This is a genomic window from Paenarthrobacter sp. NPDC091711, from assembly GCF_044756605.1.
Lineage (GTDB): Bacteria > Actinomycetota > Actinomycetes > Actinomycetales > Micrococcaceae > Arthrobacter.
Map to the genome: position 1 here is coordinate 160,348 of NZ_JBIVTF010000006.1, position 23,723 is coordinate 184,070.

Genomic DNA, 23,723 nt, shown 5'->3' on the forward strand with positions numbered 1-23,723 from the left:
CGGCTATTTTACGGGCTTCTTTGACAGAACCCCGAACAGGGCCAGGACGAACGTGATAAAGGCAATCGCAGCGGGCCACAGAACCAGCACGGCGTAAGAGCGAAGAGTAAAACCAAACCCGGGGCCAAGAGCCGGATCCGGGGCTGGACCCAGTACCTGGGCGGTAAGCAAACCCACCAGCCACGCGATAAGAGCCCCCAAGGCGCCGCCAACAAGGGCAAAGGCCAAACGTCGACCGGATCCCTCACCCTGCAGCTTGCCGTCAAGCATGACACCGGTGAGGCAGCCTGCCAGCAACATCAAAGCTCCAAGGACCAGGTCTCGCGGAAGCCAGGAATCAGGGTTGGCCGCATTCGCCAGGTCCGGATTGCCGGACACCAGGTTCAGCCCGCCCGGAGCAAGCAGCCACCAGATCACCCCGGCCACCACGCCCAAAGCAGCCGGAAGGACCAGCCAAAGAACGTCCTTGGACCTCCGCGGCTTCACGATGGATATCGGTTCTGCAACGGCGGAGGCGTGCATTATTGGCTCGGTCATGCAACACACATTAACAAAGGTTCACGCCTACTCAACAAAATGTGGGTCTCGCAGTATGGGAGGAATACCCTGAAGGTGAGATGTACCGCCACAATTCAGGAGAATACCCACGTGTCAAGCGAACCATCCGGCTTCGATCAGACTTTCAGGGAGATGTTCCGTCGGCATGCGGCTGGCGTGGCGATCATCACGGCGAACCTCAACGGAAGCCCGTTTGGTTTCACCGCCACCTCCGTGGCCTCCCTGTCCGCGGAGCCACCCCGCTTCACCTTCAATATGGCCAGGAGCTCCAGTTCCTGGCCGGCGGTGGCCAACGCGGAGTACATCGGAGTCCACATGCTGGGGCTGGAGAACCAGGCCCTGGCCAATCGCTTCGCACGGACGCGCGACCGGTTCGACGGCGACCACTGGGAACCGGGCCCCCACGACGTCCCCATCCTCAAAGACGTCAGCGGCTGGCTCGTGGGCAGGATCCAGATGCGCCTGTCCTTCGAGAACAACGCAGTAGTGGTGGTGGAGGTTGTTGACGGGCAGGTCGGCGATGACGGCACTCCCCTGCTTTACCACAGCGGCGGCTACAGCAAGCCTGCTCCGCTCGACTACGAGATCTGACCGGGCACGCAGGCCACCTGCCTAGTTATCCAGGCAGGCCGGACCCAACAGCACCTTCAGGTCGCCGAAGAGCGATGGACTCGGGTTGACCCGCATATGGACGGGCAGCCCCATGACTTCCACCTTGGTATCGCCCATAAGCTTGAGCCGGACTTCGGAGTTCCCGCGGTGGGTGCGCAGCACGTCACGCAGGTCCGTTACTACCGCTTCGGTGGCCTTGAACGTGGGAATGGTGATCACCACGGGACCATTCACGCTTTCGCTGAGGTCCGGCACGGAAAGCTCCATGCAGTTGAGGGTGACCGCACCGTCATCGCGGCGCTGCAGCCGCCCCTTGACCACGACGATCAAATCCTCCGCCAGGACCGAGGCGATGGGCCCGTACACCTGGCCGAAGAACATGACCTCCATGGAAGCGCCGAGGTCTTCGATTTCGGCCCGGGCGTACGCGTTGCCGCTGGCTTTGGCGATCCTGCGGCTCAGCGAGGTGATCATGCCGGCAATGGTGACAATGGCGCCGTCGTGCGGTCCATCCTCGGCGATGATCGACGTAATGGACTGTTCCGCGTGCTGGCTGAGGACGCCCTCCAACCCCTGCAGGGGGTGATCCGAAACGTAAAGTCCCAGCATGTCCCTTTCGAAGGACAGCTTGTCTTTCTTCTCCCACTCGGGCAGGTCAGGGATCTCGGTGGTCAGCGACGCTTCGGGCTCCTGGTCTTCAAAGCCCGCGAAAAGATCGAACTGGCCAATCGCTTCGTTGCGCTTGAGCGTGATCACCGAATCAATGGCTTCTTCGTGGATCATCGCCAAAGCACGCCGGTGGTGGCCCAGCGAATCAAACGCTCCGGCTTTGATCAGCGATTCGATGGTGCGCTTGTTACACACCACGGCCGGCACCTTCAGGAGGAAGTCCTTGAAGGACGTGTACTTGCCCTCTGAAGTGCGGGCGGCCACCATGGCATCCACCACGTTGACGCCCACGTTGCGGATGGCACCCATGCCGAAGCGGATGTCCGTGCCCACAGGAGTGAAGTTCAACGAGGACTCGTTGACATCCGGCGGCAGAACGGTGATGCCCATACGACGGCACTCATTGAGGTAGATGGCGGACTTGTCCTTATCATCACCCACGGACGTGAGCAGTGCAGCCATGTACTCCGGCGCGTAGTGCGCCTTCAGGTAGGCCGTCCAGTAGGAGATAACGCCGTACGCTGCCGAGTGTGCCTTGTTGAAGGCGTAGTCGGAGAACGGGAGCAGGATGTCCCAGAGTGTCTTGACGGCGGCCATGGAGTAGCCGTTGTCCTGCATGCCTTGGGAGAAACCGGCGAACTGTTTGTCCAGCTCGGACTTCTTCTTCTTACCCATGGCGCGGCGGAGAATGTCTGCTTGGCCAAGCGAGTAGCCGGCCAGCTTCTGGGCAACGGCCATGACCTGCTCCTGATACACGATCAGGCCGAAGGTCCCGCCAAGGATTTCCTTGAGCGGTTCTTCCAACTCCGGGTGGATGGGAATGACTTCCTGGATCCCGTTCTTGCGCAGCGCGTAGTCGGTGTGGGCGTTGGCGCCCATGGGTCCGGGCCGGTAGAGCGCAAGAACTGCTGAGATGTCTTCGAAGTTGTCAGGCTTCATGAGCTTGAGCAAGGACCGCATGGGTCCACCGTCAAGCTGGAACACGCCCAAAGTGTCACCGCGGGCCAGAAGCTCGTAGGAGGATGCGTCGTCGAGTTCCAGGTTTTCAAGATCGAGGTCAACGCCCCGGTTCATCTTGATGTTTTCCAGGGCATCCGAAATGATCGTGAGGTTTCGGAGGCCCAGGAAGTCCATCTTGATCAGGCCGAGGCCTTCAGACGTCGGGTAATCGAACTGGGTGATGACCTGGCCGTCTTGGAAACGGCGCATGATGGGGATGACATCGATGATGGGGTCCGAGGACATGATGACACCGGCAGCGTGAACACCCCACTGGCGCTTCAGGCCCTCGATGCCCAACGCGGTCTCGAAGACCTTGGCGGCCTCGGGATCCGTGGCGATCAGCTGGCGGAAATCCCCTGCTTCGCTGTACCGCTTGGATTCCTTGTTCTGGATGTCGGCCAGCGGAATGTCTTTGGCCATGACGGCGGGCGGAAGCGCCTTGGTGAGCGTCTCACCCATGCTGAACGGGTAGCCCAGCACGCGGGAGGAGTCCTTGAGCGCCTGCTTGGTCTTGATCGTTCCGTACGTGACGATCATGGCCACACGCTCATCGCCGTACTTCTTGGTGACGTAGTCGATCACCTCGGAGCGGCGGCGATCATCGAAGTCGACGTCGAAGTCAGGCATGGAAACGCGGTCCGGGTTGAGGAAGCGTTCAAAGATCAGGCCGTGCTGCAGCGGGTCAAGATCGGTGATGCGCATGGCATAGGCCACCATGGAACCTGCACCTGAACCACGTCCGGGACCTACGCGGATGCCATTATTCTTGGCCCAGTTGATGAAGTCGGCAACCACCAGGAAGTACCCGGGGAACCCCATGGACGTGATGACGCCGAGCTCATAATCCGCCTGTTTCCGGACTTTGTCAGGAATGCCTTGGGGATAGCGGTACTGCAGGCCGGTATCCACTTCCTTGACCAGCCAGGACGTCTCGTCTTCCCCGGGAGGACAAGGGAAACGCGGCATGTAGTTGGCACCGGTGTTGAAGGAAACTTCGCAGCGCTCGGCGATGAGCAGCGTGTTGTCGCAGGCTTCCGGGTGATCACGGAACAGCTCACGCATCTCCTGCGGTGACTTCAGGTAGTAGCCGCTGCCGGAGAACGCGAAGCGGGAACCGCCATTGTCGTACGTCGGTTCCAGGAGCGTTGAACCCGACTGGATTGCCAACAGCGCTTCGTGGGCCTTGGCATCGTGCTCATGCGTGTAGTGGAGGTCATTGGTGGCCACCAGCGGTAGGTTGAGCTCCTTGGCCAAGCGCAGGAGGTCGCCGGTCACGCGCCGTTCGATGTCCAGGCCGTGATCCATCAGTTCGCAGAAGTAGTTCTCTGCCCCAAAAATGTCGCGGAACTCTGCTGCGGCCTCCACAGCCTCGCGGTAGAGGCCGAGCCGAAGTTTGGTCTGGACTTCCCCTGAAGGGCAACCCGTGGTGGCGATCAGACCTTCGGAGTAGGTGTTGAGGAGCTCCCGGTCCAACCGCGGCCATTTACCAAAGACAGAGTCCAAGGAAGCAATGGACGAGGCCCTGAAGAGGTTCCGCATGCCCACGTTGTTGTAGCTCAGGAGCGTCATGTGGGTGTAGGAGCCACCACCGGAGACGTCGTCCTTGCGCTGGCTTTCGTCGCCCCAGCGCACGCGTTCCTTGTCACCGCGGGCAGTACCGGGGGTTACGTAGGCTTCGACGCCGATGATCGGCTTGATGCCCTTGTCTGTGGCTTTGCGCCAGAAGTCGAACGCACCGAACAGATATCCGTGGTCCGTCGTGGCCAGGGCGGGCATGCCCAACCGTTCGGTTTCATCAAACAGCTCGCCGAGCCGGGCAGCTCCATCCAGCATGGAGTATTCGGTATGGGTGTGCAGATGGACGAACGAATCATTGCTGGAAGTCACCACGACAGTCTACCGTCCCGGGTCCGACACAATGCGGAACCGGGACGGGATGGCAGTCTATGCAGAACCGCTTGCCAGCAGATCCAGGGCGTACTGGAGATCTGCGGGGTATTCGCTGCTGACTTCCACCCACTCCCCCGTGCGGGGGTGGGTGAAACCGAGCTGGCGGGCGTGCAGCCACTGGCGCGTGAGCCCCAGGGTTGCTGCGAGGCGCGGATCCGCCCCATAGGTCAGGTCGCCGGCGCAGGGGTGACGCAACGCTGAAAAATGGACGCGGATCTGGTGGGTGCGGCCGGTCTCCAGATGCACTTCCACCAGTGTTGCCTTGCCGAATGCTTCCAGGACCTCGTAGTGGGTCACTGAGGGCCGGCCGTCCTCGATCACAGCGAAGCGCCAGTCGTGGCCCGGATGGCGTCCGATCGGGGCATCAATAGTCCCCTGGAGGGGATCGGGCAGCCCCTGAACAACTGCGTGGTACACCTTGTCCACAGTGCGTTCTTTGAACGCCTTCTTCAGCACCGTGTATGCATGCTCGGTCTTGGCCACCACCATGACACCGGACGTCCCCACATCAAGCCTGTGAACGATCCCTGCACGCTCGGGCGCCCCTGACGTTGAAATCCTGAACCCGGCACCGGCTAAGCCACCCACTACTGTGGGCCCAACCCAGCCGGGCGAAGGGTGGGCTGCGACCCCCACGGGTTTGTCGATGACAACGAATTCCTCGTCGTCCAGCAGGATCTTCAGGCCTTCCACAACTTCCTCCACGATTTCCAGGGGATCCGGCCGCTCAGGAACCGTGACATCAAGCAATGCGCCTGCGACGAGCTTGGCCGATTTACCCAGCGCAACACCGCCGCTGGTGACGTTTCCCTCGGAAATCAGCAGCGCCGCTGCGGACCGGGAAATATCCAGAAGCTGCGCGAGGCCGGCATCAACACGTAACCCGGCGAGCTCTTCGGGAATCACTACGGATTTACTCACCAGCGGGCTCCCCGGTGGTGCCGCCGGCAGGTTTGGCGTCTTTGGCTGGCTTGGGGGCAGCCACGTGGCGCGTTCCATCCATGCCAATCCCCCGCAGTGTCAAGAGGCAGATAATGACGACGCCGGACACCACCGCCGAGTCTGCGATGTTGAAGATGGCGAAGTTCGGCAACTGAATGAAGTCCACCACGTGGCCCATGGCGAAGGACGGCTCACGGAACAAGCGGTCGGTTAAGTTGCCCAGTGCACCGCCAAGAAGCAGTCCGAGGGACAGTGCCCACCAGGCCGAGCCCAACTTCCGCAGCTGAAAGAGGATAGCGACCGAGACGGCGGCCATGACGATCGTGAAGATCCATGTGACGTTCTCCCCAATGGAAAACGCCGCCCCGGAATTACGGATGTAGTACCAGTGCAGCAGCGGAGGCAGCACGGGGATCCGCTCACCCTCCGTCATGGTGCTGGTCACCCAGAGTTTGGTGAGCTGGTCAAAAACGTAGGCGAACACGGCAAAGCCGGCGAAGAGCCAGAGCATGGCAGGACGCAACTTACGGCGCTCGGCAGGCGTCGCCTGTGTGGCGTCAGCGGTGAAGTCGTCGGTCATAGTGCTTTCATTCGGGAAGCGTGCGGGCTGCTGTCAGCTTTTGACGCTGTCAGTCTTTAACAGCGAAAGCCGGTGGCCGAGGAGTCCTCAGCCACCGGCTTTCAGAATACTTGCTAAACGTCAGCGGTTGCTTCGCCAACCTCAGGGGCAGCAACGGAACCACGGGCGTCGAGGTCGCGGAGCTGACCTTCGATGTAGGCCTTCAGGCGTGAACGATAGTCGCGCTCGAAGCCGCGGAGCTGCTCAACCTTCCGTTCAAGAACGGAGCGCTGCTGCTCGAGGGCACCAAGGATCTTGCGGGACTTCTCCTGGGCGTCGTTGACGAGGCTGGAAGCCTCGATCTGAGCCTCGGCAATGATCTTTTCCTTCTGCTGCGCGCCGTCGGAAACGTGCTTGTCGTGCATCTGCTGTGCCATGGCCAGCAGGCCGGCAGCGGACTCAGCGGAAGGGGTGACGCTGTTGCTTGCAGCGGGCGCCTTGGGAGCTGCAGCAGCGGCTGCTGTCTGCTCGGCTTCCTTCTTCTTGGCTGCTTCTGCGGCCTTGGCTTCGGCTTCGGCCTTCGCCTCAGCTTCCTTGTCGACCTTGACCGGGGCCGGAACCTTCTCGACGACCGGAGCCGCAGCAGTTGCAGCGGGAACGGCCGAACCGGCCTCGCCGAGCTTCTTGCGAAGTTCGTCGTTCTCCTGGTTCAAGCGGCGAAGTTCCACCACGATCTCGTCGAGGAAGTCATCAACCTCGTCCTGGTCGTAGCCTTCGCGGAACTTGGTCGGCTGAAAGCGCTTGTTGACAACGTCTTCTGGCGTCAAAGCCATCTGGTCACCTCGTTGGTCTAGTTAGTCAGTAGGCCTTCCGGCCGTTCAAAACTACGGTACCTAAATATCATCTTGTTCCTCCAATTCAACACCATCGTGTTGATTTGGAGAATTTGCGGCCTATGGACCATCGGTGGCCCGGGTTCCGCGGAGCAGCTACGCCAGGTTGTTGGTCACTGCCATGGCAATGCTGACGGCAATAATCAGGATCAAGAACCCCAGATCCAGGGATATTCCGCCCAACTGAAGGGGTGGTATCAGCTTCCTGAGCCTGCTCAGTGGAGGATCAGTAACGGAGTAGACCACATGGGCTGTAACCAACGCCACACCCCTGGGCCGCCACTGGCGGGCGAACATCTGGACCCACTCAAAGATGAGTCGGATGATCAGGGCAATGAAGAACAGCAACAACACAATATATATAAGGCCGAAAACAATGCCCACGAGTTAGCTCAGATCTCCCACTTGTTCCGGAATGCCGATCGGTCCTTACTATTGCAACACAGATGCCAGGCGGGTTGACCCGCCTGGCATCCGCAAAAAACTATTGTCAGCTCTGGTTGAAGAAGCTGGCCTGCGTTTCGCTGGCCTTCTTGTCATCTCCGATGACCTCAACGTACGACGGCGACAACAGGAAGACTTTGTTGGTCACCCTCTCGATGCTGCCATGCAGGCCAAACACGAGGCCGGCCGAGAAGTCCACAAGTCGCTTGGCATCGGATTCGCCCATGTCAGTGACATTCATGATGACCGGAATGCCATCCCTGAAGCTCTCACCGATGACCTTGGCATCGTTGTAAGAACGCGGGTGAACGGTGGTGATCTGCCTCAGGCCCGAGGCATCTTCGCGGCTGGACGCCGCACGCTTGATGGGTGTCACGGGTGCGCGGTATTCCTCTTCGGCATCTACAGTGGGCATTTCACGGACAACTTCCCGGACGGGAGCAGGCGCGCGGCGCTCTTCCCGTTCCTGTGCCTGGGGGCGTTCTTCATCGTGGTGCGTGGGGACGGACTGCTCAGATTCGTAGTGTTCATCGCCGTCGGCGAGCCCAAGATAGATCATTGTCTTGCGCAGAGCGCCAGCCATGGTGCACTCCTATCATTTCTGCAGTAGGCGGGCCGCCATGACTTGACATATTGGAACCCCGGCCCGTCATTCCAATACTTTGACGCTACCCCACGGCTGGACGGGAACCGAGAATATCGGAGCCAATTCTCAGGTGTGTCGCCCCGAACCTCACGGCTGCTTCCAGGTCCTGGCTCATTCCGGCGGAAATCCCCACTGCGGCAGGATGAACGGCCCGGAGCGCCTCGGAAATCTCCGCCAGCCGCTCAAACGCAGCGTCCGGATCAGCCCCCAAAGGCGCAACGGCCATCAGACCGGACAACACGAGGCCCTCCGCTGACTCTATTTTTTCCCCCAGCAGCTCAACATCCGAGGGGCTGGCGCCACCTCGGTGCGCACCGGCGTCGTGGTCCAAGCTCACCTGGATGAAACAGTCAAGATCGCTACGGCCGGTGGCATCCTTCTCCCGGGCGACGGCCTTGGCCAAAGCTTCAACAAGCTGCGGACGGTCAACGGACTGGACCGAAGCTGCGTACTTGACCACGGACTTTGCCTTATTGCTCTGAAGCTGGCCAATGAAATGCCAGCGGACGTCAACCTCTGAGAGTTCAGCACTTTTGGCGGCTGCTTCCTGGTCACGGTTCTCACCGACATCCCGAACGCCAAGGGTTGCCAGTCGGCGGACGTCGGCCGCGGGATGGAATTTGGTCACCACCATCAATGTCGGCAGATCACTCCGAGCTGCAGCGCGCGTGGCCAACTCGATCCTTTTCCGCACCAACCCCAGCCGCTCAGCCAGCTCAGCGGCGCGGGGGTCACCAACTGAGTCTTCCCGCTGTTCGTCGCCATCTTCAAAGCTAGTCATGCGTCCACACCAAACCTGCGAATCGACCGGTCAGGGAGTCCCGCCGGTAGGAAAATAGGGAGTCGTTCTCAAGGGTGCAGTCCCCCGAATACTCCACGGGGACATCCAATGCGGCCAACTGGGCACGAACACCCGCCGGCAAATCCAGGGCAGGCGTTCCCCACGAGGTGGAAGACCAGGTTTCGGGATACTTTGCTGCCACTTCAGCACGCAGCTGTTCCGGGACTTCATAGCAGGATCCACAAATGGAGGGCCCCAACCAAGCGCTGATATCCACAGCTCCCCGACGTCGCATCTCCGCGACGGTCGCGGGCACCACCGCTGAAGCGACGCCGGGACGTCCGGCATGGGCAGCAGCCAGGACGGGGCTGTTACCCGAGCCGGTACCAACAAGCAGAACCGGAACACAGTCAGCCACCATGACGGCCAGAGGCTGTGCTGATCGCCCTGAGAATGCGGGGCGCGGAGAAGTTGCCAGAGGTTCGGAAGCCACGGATGGCGCCGGAGCAGCGGAGACCAAGGCATCGGCCGTCGGCCCAGGACCGTGGGCTTCAACGAACTCAACGTGATTTCCATGGACCTGGTCCATGTACTGGAACTGCCGTGACCCCTCGTCGCCGCCCAGGCCAACAGCCTGTTCCAACCGGGCTCGACGAGCCATCACTTCCAAGGGGTCGTCCTGCACGTGGAGAGCCAGGTTCCCGGCGCCTGTATCCGTGAAGGCTACAGAAACGCCGGGCCGTACTTCATTTCGCCACCAAAACACCTGGTACTGACTCTCCGAACGCGGCTTACTTCAAGAAGTCAGGAACATCGAGATCATCGGAGCGGCTGCCCGAAAGGTCCGGCTCAACCACTGCGGGGAGGTCGACGTCGAAGCCAGAGTCTGCCGGCAGAGCCGAGGGACGCTGCTGGCCCCAGTTGCTCAGGCCTGCAGCACCGATTCCTGCCGTGGCGTGCTGCGGGGCTGCAGCGTTGGACGGCGCACTGCTCGGAGCAGCAGGCCTTTCCGACGGCACCGGGTTCTGGGCCGGACGGGACTGATCCATGGAAGGCGAGGTTGCCTTGACGTCATCAAAGCCTGCAGCGATAACCGTCACGCGTGCTTCGTCTCCCAAGGCGTCGTCAATGACTGCACCGAAGATGATGTTCGCTTCCGGGTGGGCCACTTCCTGAACAAGGCGCGCGGCCTCGTTGATTTCGAAGAGACCGAGATCGGAGCCGCCTTGGATGGACAGCAGGACACCGTGGGCACCGTCAATGGAAGCCTCCAGGAGCGGGGAGGCGATAGCGAGTTCCGCAGCCTTGACGGCACGGTCTTCACCACGGGCGGAACCAATACCCATCAGGGCCGATCCTGCGCCCTGCATGACTGACTTGACGTCAGCGAAGTCCAGGTTGATCAGACCCGGGGTGGTGATGAGGTCAGTGATGCCCTGGACACCGGACAGGAGGACCTGGTCCGCGGAACGGAAGGCGTCCAGGACAGAGACATTGCGGTCGCTGATGGACAGGAGGCGATCGTTGGGGATGACGATCAGGGTGTCGACTTCGTCGCGGAGGGCGTCAATGCCGGCCTCGGCGGAGCCTGCGCGACGTCGGCCTTCGAACGTAAACGGACGGGTGACGACGCCAATGGTCAGCGCACCCAAGGAGCGGGCGATGCGCGCGACCACGGGAGCACCACCGGTTCCGGTGCCACCACCCTCGCCTGCCGTGACGAAGACCATGTCAGCACCGCGGAGAACTTCTTCGATCTCGTCGGCGTGGTCTTCTGCTGCCTGCTTGCCGACCTCGGGGTTTGCTCCTGCGCCGAGGCCGCGGGTGAGCTCACGCCCGACATCGAGCTTGACGTCGGCGTCGCTCATGAGCAGCGCCTGCGCGTCGGTGTTGATGGCGATGAACTCGACGCCCCGAAGGCCGACCTCGATCATACGGTTGACTGCGTTCACGCCACCGCCGCCGATGCCGACGACCTTGATGACGGCCAAGTAATTCTGCGGTGCTGCCACGTTTCGTGCCCCTTGCTTGTGTCCTATAGCGAAACTGATCGAGTCCAACTTGAATCCTTGGACCTTAACCCTCTAGTTGAAGGTTATAGTTATGTCAAGTAACTCTACTGCGACGGTATTTCCTCTGGTTCCCACATGCAATCTCCGCTTGCGCGTGTCGTGTGATTGCCGCGAAATAAGGCCACCGCCAGCCGCAGGTTACGTTCTCCAAACTGCCTATTTTGTGAAGGGATGCCTTGGCACACTGACGTCGTAGACACTGACCGGGACCTTCGGGTCCGGCGGCATCCTCAGCAACGCTTCAAGTGCCTTCGCCTTCAGCTCCCTGTCATCGGCATTGCCCCACACTACCGTCTTTCCATCTACCAGCTTCAGCTCAACGGCGTCCGGTGATGCTGCGGAAGCGGTGGACATCCTTGCCAGGATATCCGCGGGCAGGGTGTCCAGAACAGCAGCAATTGCCTTAAACAACTCCGTGTTGGTAGTCCCGACTCCCGCGTCTATCAAGGGTAGTGCCACAGCGGCCAAATCCTGGGTTGCGCCGAGTTGCACGCCGTCCACATCCACCATGACGTAGCTGTCCCCCTGCTTTAGCAGTGCCACCGGGACGCGCTCATCCACATGCACCAGCAACTCAGACGGCGGCCGCGCTTCCATGGTGGCCGAACGGACCTGGACAAGGGGTTTCAGGAGTTCGTTGATTTCCTGCTCGGTGACTTGCGGCAACGGCTTGCCTTCGAGACCGGCGAGAGCAGTCCGCACCGCATCCGGGGTGACTAACGATGTGCCGTCCACGGTGATGGTGCGCACTGCCAGCACCGGCGAAAAGACAGCCCCTGCAATCAGGGCCCCTACCACCACAGCCACCACTGAAAGCGTCCAGAGAACGAGTCGTCGCTGACGGCGGTTTTTGGGCTCGGGAAACGCAATGACGTTGCCCGCCGGGGACGCCTTGCCCGCCTTCGCGGCACCGGTCACCTTCGCAGCACTGGTCACCGAGGTGTCCGCTTCCGGCTCAACGGAGCGTTGAGCGCTGATGACCTCCCCTGAGTCACCTCCGGGACGGCCGGGCTTGCTTTGGCGCGGGCCCGTGCCGGGTTTGAAGGTGGGCCTGCGGGTGCTAGCCATCCAACGCCGCCACGATGACCGGCCCGTAGGCAGTGACGTCGCCGGCTCCGACCGTCAGGACGACGTCGCCTTCGCTGGCAACGGCCGCCACGGCGTCCACGGCTTCATCAGCTGCTACGAGCCGGCCGTTCACCAGATGATCCGTTATGAGAGTACTTGTGACCCCGGGGATGGGATCCTCGCGGGCAGGATAAATATCCAGGACCAAAGCGGTGTCCGCCAGATCCAATGCGGCAGCGAACTCCTGAGCGAACTCACGGGTCCGCGAAAACAGATGCGGCTGGAAGAGGACGTGCACCTTGTTGCCTGCGGCTACGGAGCGTGCTGCCGACAGGGCTGCGCGGACCTCCGTGGGATGGTGGGCGTAGTCGTCATAGACCCGCACTCCCCTCCCCTGGCCCTTGAGCTCAAAGCGCCGTGACGCACCCGTGAAGTGGCCCAGTGCGTCCGCGGCGGCGCCGGGTTCCACGCCGAGTTCGACGGCGACTGCGAACGCGGCTGCCGCGTTCAAGGCGTTGTGCCGTCCGGGTACCTGCAGTTCAAGCCTGTGGACGTCTCCGCCAAAGGCAACTGAAACGTCGCCTGGGCCGCCGTCGTGAAGCTGGACGTCCGCGTCGGCTGCGGTTCCGTACGTCAACACGCGCGTTGTCCCAGTGGACGCTGTGCGCTCCGCGAGGGCCCTGGCCCCGGCGTCGTCGGCGCATGCCAGCAGAACGCCGTTGGCAGGCAGGAGCGCGGCGAAGGCATCGAAGGAAGAGAAGACGGCTTCCGGCGTCCCGTAGTGATCCAAGTGATCGGCTTCGACGTTGGTGACCACGGCAATCAGCGGACGGTAGTTCAGGAATGATCCGTCCGATTCATCGGCTTCTGCCACGAAGATGTCAGATCCTCCGTGAGCTGCGTTGACGCCAAGGGCCGGAACATTAGCGCCAATGGCGAAGGAGGGATCCAGGCCGGCTTCCTTCAGGAGGACAGCCACCATGGAGGTGGTGGTGGACTTTCCGTGGGTACCGGCTACGGTGACGACCCGGTGGCCGGCCATTGTGGCGGCCAGGGCTTCGGAGCGGTGCAGTACAGGCAGGCCGGCCTCACGCGCCGCCACCAGCTCCGGGTTGTCTGCACGGATGGCTGAACCGGCCACGACGGTCTGTGCATCGCCCAGGTTTCCGGCGTCGTAGCCCACCGCAATGCGCGCACCTGCAGAGGAGAGGTCGCGCATCACCGGAAGGTCCTTGACATCGGTTCCGCTGACCGGGACGCCGCGCGACACCATGATGCGCGCCACCGCGGACATTCCCACTCCGCCGATTCCGATGAAGTGGACACGTCCGAGGGACTCGATCGGGGCGATGTTGTTGGTCATGCGGATACCGCTTCCAAGACAAGATCAGCCATTCGCTGATCGGCGTTTCTGATACCAAGGGCTTCGGATTTCCCGGCCATGTCCTTGAGTCTGCTGCGGTCCGTCAGCAACGGGATCAATTCTCTCTGGAGCCATTCCGGGCTGAGGTCTTGGTCACTGACCATCAGCGCTCCACCCGCGGCAACCAAGGGGGCTGCGTTCAGCGCCTGCTCCCCATTTCCAATGGGCAAGGGCACAAATACGGCCGGAAGACCCACAGCCGCTACCTCGCTGACAGTTCCGGCCCCGGCACGGGCAAGGATGACGTCGGCAGCGGCATAGACGTTCTCCATGCCGTCCACATACTCAACCTGCCGGTAGCCGTCAGCGGCGAGAAGGCCGCCGTCGTCGTCTTTGACCGCTTTGCCCTTGCCTGTGATGTGAAGGGTCTCAATGCCTGCAGCCGCCAGTGCCGGGAGCGCGGCAGTGATGGCCCGGTTGATGCTCAACGCCCCTGAGGAGCCGCCTGTGACGATCAGAGCCGGGCGGTTGGCATCCAGCCCCAAGGAGGCCTTTGCCGCAGGCGCAGCTACGGTCCTGTCCAATTGCGAGATAGCCCGCCGCATGGGCATGCCCACGTGGCGTGCACCCCGCAAGCGGGTCCCGGCAAATGCCACGGCAACGTGGTTGGTGAACCGCGCGCCCACCCGATTGGCCAGGCCGGCTTTCATGTTGGCTTCGTGGATGACGATGGGAATCCGAAGTTTCCGTGCGGCGAGGTACATGGGTGTGCAGACGTAGCCGCCCACGCCAACCAAAACATCGGCGCGGGACTCTTCCAGGATTCGCCGGGCCTGCCGCACCGCGCCGCTCAACCGGGCAGGCAGCTTGACGAGGTCGGCCGACGGGCGCCGCGGAAAGGGAACGCGGTCGATGGTGGCGAGCTCGTAGCCGGCCGCGGGAACGAGCCGGGTTTCCATGCCCGACGGCGTCCCCACAGCCAGGATGGCGGCGTCCGGTCGTCGGTCCTTGATGGCATCGGCGATAGCCAAAAGTGGGCTGACGTGGCCGGCAGTTCCACCGCCGGCAAGGACGACGGACAAAGGCTTGGGCACGGTGGTGGAGTCAGAAGTCATGAAGTGCTAGGTACGCTTTCGTGCGGTCTTGGACATGAGGCGCGGGAAGAATCCTGAACGCTGTTGGGCCGGCAGTTGGCCTCGGGCCAAAGACAACACTACGCCCACACCGCAGAGGGACATGATCAGCGCGGATCCACCATAGGAGATGAAAGGAAGAGGCACGCCCACCACGGGAAGGAGCTGGGTCACCACGGCCATGTTCATGCTTGCCTGGCCGAGCAGCCACACCATGATGCCACCAGCGAGTGTGCGCTGGAACGGGTCGGTCTGCCTCACAACGACGCGGAAGATGGCGATGCCAAGGATCGCGAACAGGACCAGCACCACGATGGTTCCCACCAGGCCGAGTTCCTCGCCAATAATGGCGAAGATAAAGTCGTTGTGCGCCTCCGGCAGCCAGTTGTATTTCTGCCGGCTTTGGCCCAGGCCCAGTCCGGTCCAGCTGCCTTGCGCCAGGCCATACATGCCATTGGTGGATTGGAAATCGAAGTCAAACTGCTCGGTGCACTGCGTGGAGGCGGTCCCCAACCACGAGGTAATGCGGCAGATCCGGTTTTGGCTGCTGATGGTACCCAGGACAGCGCCAAGCGCACCCACCGCGCCGGCAATAGCCAGCATGCGGCCGGGAACGCCTGCGAAGTACAGCCCGGCAGCGGTGATCGCCGCGATGACGATGACTGTTCCGAGGTCGTTGCCCAACATCACCAAGGCAATGACGAGCCCGGCACCGGGAACCACTGGAATGATGACGTGCATCCAGCGGTGAAGCAGTTTCTGCTTCCGCGCCAGAACGGCAGCGATCCACACGCAGAGGATCAGCTTGGCCATCTCCGAGGGCTGGAGGGTGATGCCTCCGATGTCGATCCAGTTCTTGTTGCCGTTGACGGTGTTGCCCATGACCTGGACCAAGGCCAGAAGGACAATCACAGCGCCGAGCGCCCACCAGGACAGTTTCTTCATCCAGTTAACGTTGGTCCGCGAGATGACGTACATGGCGATGAGTCCAACGACGCCGAAGAGCGCCTGCTTGAGGGCATCAGCGTACGGCGACTTGCCCTCGGAAATGGCTTCGACACTTGAAGCGGACAACACCATCATGATCCCGATGGCCGTCAAGGCCAGGGCACAGCCGAGGATCAGGTAGTACGTGGAGCTGTTGGGTGCTTTGCTCTTGCCTTCAAGGCTCTCCCAAAAGCCGCGCAAATGTCCGCGGAGCCTTTTGGGGCGGCTCCCGTCAACAGATGCAGCTTTGGACTTCCCGTCCCGGGGTTCTTTGCCGCGGGTGCGGGTGGGCGTGCTGACCATTGTTACTCCTCGGTGGTCGGTGCCTGCCCTTCCACAAGCTCGCGAACTGCCAGGACGAAAGCGTCGCCACGGTGAGCGTAGGAAGAGAACTGATCCATGGAAGCAGCCGCCGGTGCCATCAGCACGGTATCGCCGGGCGTTGCCACTCCGGCCGCCGATGCCACGGCCCGGGACATGACGGTCTCACCATAGATCGGCGAAGCGGCGTCTCCGGCTGCGGTCTGCACTCCTTCAGTGTCGCTCTTGGATGGCGTGATAACGGGGACATCGGGTGCGTGTCGCTGGAGGGCCCCCTCCAATGCCTCGGTATCAGTACCAATGAGCACCACGGCTTTGAGCCGGGGCGCGTGCTCTTTGACGAGGTCGTCATAGTTGACACCCTTGGACAGACCGCCGGCAATCCATACCACCCGCTGAAAAGCTGAGAGGGCGGCGGAGGCCGCGTGCGGGTTGGTTGCCTTCGAGTCGTTGATCCACAAGACGTCATTGTTGTTGGCCACCAGCTGGATGCGGTGGGCGCCTGGCAGGTAGTTGGCCAGGCCCTGTTTCACGGCTGCCGCCTCGACTCCGTAGGCACGGACCAGGGCCGCTGCCGCGAGGGCGTTGGCCACCATGTGGCGTGGGGCCACGGGACCAAGATCGGACATGGCGGCGAGTTCCGCCGCGGAGTCTTTGCGCTCGGCAATGAACGCGCGGTCAACAAGCAGGCCATCCACCACGCCCACCATGCTGATGGCGGGCGAGTTGGTGGTGAAGCCGATGGCCCGGCACCCCTCAACGACGTCGGCGTTCTCCACCATTCGTTCAGTTTCGATCTGTTCGGCGTTGTAGATCGCCGCCTTTTGGGTGTTCTCATACACCTTGGCTTTGTCCGCAAGGTAGGACGCGTAGGAGCCATGCCAGTCAACATGGTCCTCGGCGACGTTCAGGCAGACGCTTGCAACAGGAGACAACGAGTGGCTCCAATGCAGCTGGAAGCTGGAGAGTTCAACAGCGAAGGCATCGTAGTCCACCGGGTCCCGGAGAGCGTCGAGAATAGGGGTGCCGACGTTTCCGACGGCGATCGCCTTGAGCCCAGCTGCCTGGAGCATGGATTCGGCCATGCCCACCGTGGTGGTCTTGCCGTTGGTCCCGGTAATCGTCAGCCAGTCCGCGGTCTTGCGGCCGGAGCGCTCCCTGAGACGCCACGCGAGCTCAACGTCGCCCCAGACGGGGATGTGCTTTCGCTTCGCAGCGGCAAGCAGTGCTTGGTCGGGGCGCCAACCGGGCGATGTCACCACGAGGTCCGGCAAACTTTCCTCAATCAACGGAAGGGCCGTCACGGCCTCCTCCCCCAGCAGCACGTCCACGGCACCAACAATCTTGAGGGTGTCCGCCTGGGCTTCGGCCTTGGCGCTGGTGGCGGCGTCAACCACCACCACCTTTGCACCGAGTTCGATGAGGGTGTCTGCGGCCGCGAAGCCGGACACACCGATGCCGGTCACCACAACGCGCAGACCGGCCCAGTCAGCATCCCAGCTTGTGAGTGTCTCAAGCCTGTCGGCGTTCGACGGCGACATCTCCGGGCTTTCGTTCACAGCAGCACCACCCATTCAGCATAGAAAATCCCAAGGCCAGCAGCCACGAAGAGCCCGGCGAGAATCCAGAACCGGACCACCACCGTGACTTCCGCCCACCCCTTCAATTCAAAGTGGTGTTGCAGCGGGGCCATCTTGAAGACGCGCTTTCCGCCACTGAGCTTGAAGAAGCCCACTTGAATGATGACGGACAGGGTGATGAGGACAAAGAGACCACCAATGAACGCCAGCAGGAGTTCGGTACGTGACAGGATGGCGAACGCCGCAACGGCACCACCAATGGCCAAGGAACCGGTGTCCCCCATGAAGATCTTGGCAGGTGAGGTATTCCACCACAGGAATCCCACCAACGCCGCACTGAGTATCGCGGCCAGCATGGCAAGGTCCATGGGGTCGCGGACCTGATAGCACCCGCTGCCGGCTTCCCGGGGTGACCCGCAGGCCTGGTTGCTCTGCCAGATCCCCATGATGGTGTACGCGCCGAAGACCATGATGGACGCTCCGGCAGCCAACCCGTCAAGGCCGTCGGTCAGGTTCACGCCGTTGGTGGCAGCGGTGATGATCAGGTTTGACCACAGCACAAACAAGATGGCGCCCACTACTGTTCCGCCAAAAGCGAGGTCCAGCCATGGGATGTCGCGGACCAGGGAGATCTGGGTTGAAGCGGGGCGCAGGCCGTCCTCGTTGGGGAACTGAAGGACCAGCACCGCAAAGATGATGCCCACAGCCGCCTGCAGGATCAGTTTGGCGCGTGCGTTCAGGCCAAGGCTGCGTTTGTTGGAGATTTTGATGAAGTCATCAAGGAAACCAACAAAACCCATACCCACCATGAGGAACAGCAGCAACAGCCCGGATGCGGACGGGCCGGCAGAGGCCGGATTCATCATCCACATGATCAGGTGCGTCACGAAGTAACTGATCAGCACGGCAGCCACCACCACGGTTCCGCCCATGGTGGGCGTGCCGCGCTTGGTGTGGTGCGACGTCGGTCCGTCGTCCCGAATGAATTGTCCGTAGCTCTTGGCTACGAGGAACTTGATAAACAGGGGTGTCCCGATCAGGGCCACCAGAAGGGCGACGCCAGCGCCGATCAAAAGTGCAATCACAGCAGCTCGTTCCCTTCGCTTGCGGCAGCTTCATCCGCGTTTTCTCCGGTGGGCTCGGCCCGTGGAGGTAATGCTATCCGATCACCCAAATGCCGTAGGCCCACACCGTTGGAGGACTTGAAGAGCACCAGGTCTCCGGGTTCCAGCTCACGTTGAAGCAGCTCGTACGCTTCTTCCACTGTCTCGGTGAAGGAACACTCGTCACCCCAGGATCCTTCCTGGATGGCTGAGACGTAGAGCGCACGGGCTGCACGTCCCACCACCACCAGCCTGGAAATGTTCAGGCGAACCACCTGGGTGCCCACTGCGGTGTGCTCACGGATGGAGTCCTCACCGAGCTCAAGCATGGCTCCCAGAACGGCCCAGGTCCTTCTGCCTTGTCCCAGGTCGGCCAGCGTTCGCAAGGCAGCCCGCATGGATTCGGGGTTGGCGTTGTAGGCGTCGTTGATGATGGTGACGCCGTCTTCACGTTCAGTGCGCTCCATCCGCCAGCGGCTGGCTGCGGACTGGGAACTGAGCGAGGACGCAATGTCAGCGGCCGGGATGCCTGCGGCGAACGCGGCGGCGGCTGCTGCCAAAAGATTGGTGACGTGGTGGCCACCGATCAGGCGGCTGCGCACCTCAACGGACGGGCCGCCGTCGGGCAGTACAAGATCGAAGTCCGGGAACCCTTGCCCATTGACCACAACGTTGCGTGCTTCCACTTCTTCAGTGGTGGCCGGCGAAGCCGTGAACCCCAGCACCTTGGCCTTGGTCCGGGTGCGCATGGCAGCAACCCGGCCGTCATCGAGGTTGATCACGGCCGTGCCGTGCTCGCTCAAGGCTTCCACCAGTTCGCCTTTGGTCTTGGCGATGTTCTCCACACCACCAAATTCACCGGCGTGGGCAGTGCCAACCACCAGGACCACGCCGATATCCGGCTTGACCATCTCAGCCAAGTACTTGATGTGGCCCAGACCTGTTGCACCCATCTCGATCACCAGGAAGCGGGTGCCAGCGTCGGCGGCAAAGACCGTCAGCGGGACGCCCACCTCGCCGTTGTAGGAGCCCTGGGGTGCCACCGTGGCACCGGCCGTGGAGAGCACACCGGCAAGGAGGTCCTTGGTGGTGGTTTTTCCCGCGGAACCGGTAATGCCGATGACGGTGAAGTCCTCGCCACGGCTTTTGCGCTCAGCACGGATGCGGCTCACGGACTCCGCTGCCAGCGCCCCCATGGCCAGGACAGCGTCCTCAACCACGACGGCGGGATAGGGGCGGCCGTCGGCGTCGGTCACTTCGCGTTCGGCGAGGACCATAACGGCACCGCGTTCGAAAGCGGCATCTACGAAGTCATGCCCATCGGCGTGCTCGCCGGGCTTGGCCACATACAACGATCCCGGCGTCGCTTCCCGGGAATCAGTGACGACGGAAGTGGGCACGACGTCCGGATCTCCGGTCAATCGGCCATGGGTGATGTCGGCGATCTCCGCCGCAGTAAGTGCAATCATCTCGGTTTAGGACTCTATCCGCTGGTCCGCTGAAACGCTGAATCCCTTGGATGTCAAGGCGGCCCGCAACTCCACTCTGTCGTCCAGGGCAAGATTCACGCCCTTGACCTCCTGCCACACCTCATGGCCACGCCCGGCGATGAGGATGGTGTCCTCGGTGGTGGCCATGTCGACGGCCAGCCTGATGGCTGCATCCCTGGGGTAGGACTCGATAATTTCGCTGTTCAGGTTCTCGGAATCCCGGGCAGCGTAGGCCCCCTGGAGCACCTCGGCCCGGATTCCTGCCCCGTCCTCGTCGTGGGGATCGTCATCGCTGACGATCACGACGTCGGCGAGGCGGGCAGCGATTGCACCCATGGTGGGGCGCTTGCCTTGGTCGCGCTGACCGGTTGCCCCGAAGACCACGATGACCCGGGATCCTTCCTTGGGAGAGCGAACGGCCTCAAGGGCTCGGGACAAAGCGTCCGGATTGTGAGCGAAATCAACAACCGAAGCGGGCTGTGCCGAAACGAGCTGCATGCGTCCGGGGACTGCCACAGTGAAGGGATCGTGCGTATCCAAGGCCGCTTGGAGCGTCACTTCGTCCACCCCGGAGGCCAGGACCATGACAGTGGCCAGGGCTGCGTTGGCCACATTGAAATCGCCAGGCAGGCCCGTGTGGACGCGCAGGGTCCGTCCGTCGGTGTGCCGGAGCTCAAATTCCGAGCCCAGCCCACGCGCCGTAGTGGAGGCAACCTTCCAGTCGGCGTCCGGGCCGCCTGCATCGACGAGTTTGGTCGCGAGGGTGGTAACAGGAATGTCGGCCGTACCGGCCAGCTTGCGGCCCCACTCGTCGTCCACCGTGACCACGGCGTGCCTGGCCCTTCCGGCGGTAAAGAGTTCCGCCTTGGTCCGGAAGTACTCGTCCATGCTGCCGTGCAGGTCCAAGTGGTCCTGGGTCAGATTGGTAAATCCGGCGACGTCGAACATCACTCCGTCCACGCGGTGGAAAGAGATGGCGTGGGATGAGACTTCCATTGATGCGGCATCCAGTCCCCGTTCGCGCATCAGGGCCAGCAACGCATGGACATCCGTGGATTCCGGCGTCGTGAGGAGACTGGGGATCGGCTTCCCGCCCGCAAGGATCTCGATGGTCCCGATCAGGCCAGGCTTCTTACCCAAAGCTGTGAGCAAGGAGTTGATGAAGTAGGTGGTGGTGGTCTTGCCGTTAGTACCGGTGACCCCGTACAACGTCGGGAACCCGCCATCGGCAGGCTGGCTGCGATAGATCAGAGCAGCCAGGCGTCCGACGGCGGTTCGCGGCTGGGCGACGATGAGAACCGGCACCGGCTGCTCACCTGCCAGCGCCAGTTGGCGCGCCCCGGCGTCGTCCGTGACGACGGCAACCGCACCTGCCTCGATGGCCTGCGGAACGAAGTCCGCACCATGACGGGAGGCGCCGGGCAAGGCCATATAAAGGTCACCGGTTTCGACGGCCCTCGAATTGAGGGTAATGCCGGTCACTCCCCTGTCCTGGCTGGACTCAGGAACGGCAACACCGAGTGTTTCCGCGATGGTGGCCAACGGCACTGCAGCCACTGATGCGGGACGAAAGCCGCTCTGGCCGGCCTCCGGCGTCGTGGCGTTGGTAGCTGCCTCATTGTGCTCTGACACGTGGTTCTCCGTTGGTGCTCGTGGAACGACCGGCTGGGGGCCAGCGGCGCCCGGGCCGTTAGTGGTGGATCGATATTTGGCCGAAACAGACGCCCAAGAAGCTTACTTGACGAACTGCGGCAACCGCGCGGGCGTTCCGGTGGACGGTGCCACGTTGTAGGTCCGCAGGACCTGTGACATCACCGATCGGAACACGGGACCATTGGTGACGCCATAGATGTTTCCCTTGGGGCGCTGGAGGACCACCTCCACGATGAACCTCGGGTCATCCATGGGTGCCATGCCCACCATGGAGGCCGTGAAACCGTCGAACCCGGGCAGCCCATCCTCGCGGGGCGCCTGGGACGTTCCCGTCTTGGCCCCCACACGGTAGCCGTCAATGGCTGCGTCCTTAATCTGCCCCTCGGTCACGGCGCTTTCCAGGATGTCCCGGACTTGCTGGGCAGTTTCCTTGGAAACCACCTGGCGTGAGTCCTTGGCGGGCACTTTTTGTTCCTCACCCTCCGGGGTGATGTAGCTGTCAATGAGCCTGGGCTGCAGCATCACGCCATCATTGGCGATGCTTTGGAACGCGCGCACGGTCTGGAGCGTGGATTGCGAGACACCCTGCCCAAAAAGCACCGTGTACTGCTGGCGGTCGTCCCACTGCTCGGGCTTGGCCAGTATGCCCGTGGCCTCGGCGGGCAGGCCGATGTCCGTCTGCTCTCCGATGCCGAACTTCTTCAACCAGTCATACCGTTGTTCCTTGGTGAGCCTGCTGCCCGCCATCACCGTTCCGGTGTTCATGGACCACCCAAGAATTCCGGCCAGGGTACGTTCTTCGGTGCCGTGCTCGAACGCGTCGGTGAACGTCTGCCCATCAATGGTGTAGGCCGAGGGAATGGTGAAGTGATCCAGGGGAAATGACTTCCCCTCTTCAATCACGGCCGCAGCGGTCATCATCTTCTGCACCGAACCGGGTTCGTAGGCTGCCGTCACGGACCTGACGCCGCGATCCTTGGCATCAACCTTCCCGGGGTCGTTGGGGTCCGGTGCATTGGTATCAGCCAAAGCAATGAGATTGCCTGTCTTGGTGTCGATCACCACAATGGAACCCCACTCGGCGTTCATCTTGTTGACCTGGCTCTGGATGGCTTGCTGGGCAAAGTACTGAATGTCCGTATTCAGTGTCAGCTTGACGTCGCTACCATCAACGGCAGGGGTGAGTTCATCAGTGGCCACCGGAATCCTCAGTCCGTCAGCACCGATCTCGAAGACACGCTTGCCTTCAACACCACGAAGAATCTCGTCCTGGGTTTGTTCGATGCCGGCTTGACCGTTGGTTCCGTCCTTGAGGAAACCCACCACGCCGCCGGCAACGCTGCCGTTGGGATATACGCGCTTGCTGACACCCTCGGCGCTGAGACCAGGAATATAGAGTTTGGAAATCCGGTCTTCCAGTTCCGGCTTGACGTCCTTTGCCACCACAAAGTACTGCTTCTCTCCGGTCAACGATTCGCGGATGGTGCTTTCATCCGCGCCCAGAAGTCCGGCGAGGTCGGCAATCCCCTGATCACGGGTGATCTCGTCCAGCTTCTCAGTCTTTTCATTGAAACGGTGGAAGGTTTCCGTGCTGGTATTTACGGTCTGGTCCACCACGATGTTGTAGCGGATCACACTGCTGGCCAGGACTGTGCCATTGGCATCCACAATCTGTCCCCGCTCAGCAGGAAGAATTTGCGGTGTCAGGCGGCTCGCCAGCGCAGCTTCAGCCATTCCGCCCATATCCAGGCCCTGGACCATGAAGAGTTTGCCGCCCACCACAAGAAGCAGGGTCAGCATGATGCCAAGGCCAACGCGCAACCGCTTTCTTGCCGCCGGCGTCTTCGTTTTTGTCGATGTGCCGGGGTTCTTTGCCACGTTGATTCCTTGCTGCTGG

The 23,723-nt window shown here is 61.9% G+C and carries 20 protein-coding genes; 1 reads left to right on the top strand and 19 read right to left on the bottom strand.

The features are described 5' to 3' along the window. Positions 1–3: 3 nt before the first annotated feature. Positions 4–537 (bottom strand): hypothetical protein, encoded by a 534-nt coding sequence (locus ACIQH5_RS11835; protein ID WP_400403357.1) that lies wholly within the window; start codon positions 535–537, stop codon positions 4–6. A gap of 111 nt (positions 538–648) precedes the next feature. Between ACIQH5_RS11835 and ACIQH5_RS11840 the strand changes: the two genes are divergently transcribed. Then, positions 649–1,149, top strand: a complete 501-nt coding sequence (locus tag ACIQH5_RS11840; protein ID WP_400403360.1) for a flavin reductase family protein — start codon at positions 649–651, stop codon at positions 1,147–1,149. A 21-nt stretch (positions 1,150–1,170) separates the two neighbouring features. Here ACIQH5_RS11840 and dnaE read toward each other — a convergent pair whose 3' ends face one another. From dnaE to ACIQH5_RS11930, 18 genes are all read right to left on the bottom strand, one after another. Further along, on the bottom strand, positions 1,171–4,728 hold the full coding sequence (gene dnaE, locus ACIQH5_RS11845) for a DNA polymerase III subunit alpha (RefSeq protein ID WP_400403363.1): 3,558 nt from the start codon (positions 4,726–4,728) through the stop codon (positions 1,171–1,173). A gap of 57 nt (positions 4,729–4,785) precedes the next feature. Then, positions 4,786–5,712: an RluA family pseudouridine synthase gene (locus ACIQH5_RS11850; protein ID WP_400403365.1), complete on the bottom strand. Its 927-nt coding sequence runs from the start codon at positions 5,710–5,712 to the stop codon at positions 4,786–4,788. Then, positions 5,705–6,313 (bottom strand): signal peptidase II, encoded by a 609-nt coding sequence (gene lspA / locus ACIQH5_RS11855; RefSeq protein WP_400403367.1) that lies wholly within the window; start codon positions 6,311–6,313, stop codon positions 5,705–5,707. Before lspA ends, ACIQH5_RS11850 begins: the two co-directional genes overlap by 8 nt. 113 nt (positions 6,314–6,426) lie before the next feature. Next, a complete protein-coding gene (locus tag ACIQH5_RS11860) occupies positions 6,427–7,125 on the bottom strand; it encodes a DivIVA domain-containing protein (RefSeq protein ID WP_400403370.1) in 699 nt (232 codons plus the stop codon). Between the two features lie 156 nt (positions 7,126–7,281). Continuing rightward, on the bottom strand, positions 7,282–7,569 hold the full coding sequence (locus ACIQH5_RS11865; protein WP_400403372.1) for a YggT family protein: 288 nt from the start codon (positions 7,567–7,569) through the stop codon (positions 7,282–7,284). Between the two features lie 106 nt (positions 7,570–7,675). Next, positions 7,676–8,212, bottom strand: a complete 537-nt coding sequence (locus ACIQH5_RS11870; protein ID WP_400403374.1) for a cell division protein SepF — start codon at positions 8,210–8,212, stop codon at positions 7,676–7,678. An 85-nt stretch (positions 8,213–8,297) separates the two neighbouring features. Then, on the bottom strand, positions 8,298–9,056 hold the full coding sequence (locus tag ACIQH5_RS11875; protein ID WP_400403377.1) for a YggS family pyridoxal phosphate-dependent enzyme: 759 nt from the start codon (positions 9,054–9,056) through the stop codon (positions 8,298–8,300). Next, entirely contained in the window at positions 9,049–9,822 is a 774-nt protein-coding gene (locus ACIQH5_RS11880) for a polyphenol oxidase family protein (protein ID WP_400403379.1), read from the bottom strand. Before ACIQH5_RS11880 ends, ACIQH5_RS11875 begins: the two co-directional genes overlap by 8 nt. A gap of 25 nt (positions 9,823–9,847) precedes the next feature. Beyond that, the gene (gene ftsZ / locus ACIQH5_RS11885) at positions 9,848–11,068 is read right to left on the bottom strand and encodes a cell division protein FtsZ (protein WP_024820475.1); all 1,221 of its coding nucleotides are present in this window, start codon (positions 11,066–11,068) and stop codon (positions 9,848–9,850) included. A gap of 216 nt (positions 11,069–11,284) precedes the next feature. Continuing rightward, positions 11,285–12,196 (bottom strand): FtsQ-type POTRA domain-containing protein, encoded by a 912-nt coding sequence (locus ACIQH5_RS11890; RefSeq protein WP_400403382.1) that lies wholly within the window; start codon positions 12,194–12,196, stop codon positions 11,285–11,287. Further along, positions 12,189–13,559 (bottom strand): UDP-N-acetylmuramate--L-alanine ligase, encoded by a 1,371-nt coding sequence (gene murC / locus ACIQH5_RS11895; protein WP_400403385.1) that lies wholly within the window; start codon positions 13,557–13,559, stop codon positions 12,189–12,191. Before murC ends, ACIQH5_RS11890 begins: the two co-directional genes overlap by 8 nt. After that, on the bottom strand, positions 13,556–14,674 hold the full coding sequence (murG, locus tag ACIQH5_RS11900; protein ID WP_400403387.1) for an undecaprenyldiphospho-muramoylpentapeptide beta-N-acetylglucosaminyltransferase: 1,119 nt from the start codon (positions 14,672–14,674) through the stop codon (positions 13,556–13,558). Before murG ends, murC begins: the two co-directional genes overlap by 4 nt. A gap of 6 nt (positions 14,675–14,680) precedes the next feature. Beyond that, a complete protein-coding gene (gene ftsW / locus ACIQH5_RS11905) occupies positions 14,681–15,982 on the bottom strand; it encodes a putative lipid II flippase FtsW (protein ID WP_400403390.1) in 1,302 nt (433 codons plus the stop codon). Between the two features lie 2 nt (positions 15,983–15,984). Beyond that, complete coding sequence (gene murD / locus ACIQH5_RS11910) at positions 15,985–17,574, bottom strand: UDP-N-acetylmuramoyl-L-alanine--D-glutamate ligase (RefSeq protein ID WP_400403393.1); 1,590 nt, start codon at positions 17,572–17,574, stop codon at positions 15,985–15,987. Then, a complete protein-coding gene (mraY, locus tag ACIQH5_RS11915; RefSeq protein ID WP_024820469.1) occupies positions 17,556–18,665 on the bottom strand; it encodes a phospho-N-acetylmuramoyl-pentapeptide-transferase in 1,110 nt (369 codons plus the stop codon). Before mraY ends, murD begins: the two co-directional genes overlap by 19 nt. Beyond that, positions 18,662–20,152, bottom strand: coding sequence for a UDP-N-acetylmuramoyl-tripeptide--D-alanyl-D-alanine ligase (gene murF, locus ACIQH5_RS11920; RefSeq protein ID WP_400403396.1), 1,491 nt, complete (start codon positions 20,150–20,152; stop codon positions 18,662–18,664). The genes mraY and murF overlap by 4 nt, the downstream gene beginning before the upstream one ends. Positions 20,153–20,158: 6 nt before the next feature. Then, entirely contained in the window at positions 20,159–21,805 is a 1,647-nt protein-coding gene (locus ACIQH5_RS11925; protein WP_400403399.1) for a UDP-N-acetylmuramoyl-L-alanyl-D-glutamate--2,6-diaminopimelate ligase, read from the bottom strand. 102 nt (positions 21,806–21,907) lie between these two features. Next, positions 21,908–23,704 carry a peptidoglycan D,D-transpeptidase FtsI family protein gene (locus tag ACIQH5_RS11930; RefSeq protein WP_400403402.1) on the bottom strand — a complete coding sequence of 599 codons (1,797 nt, stop codon included), beginning with the start codon at positions 23,702–23,704 and terminating at the stop codon, positions 21,908–21,910. Positions 23,705–23,723: the final 19 nt, after the last annotated feature.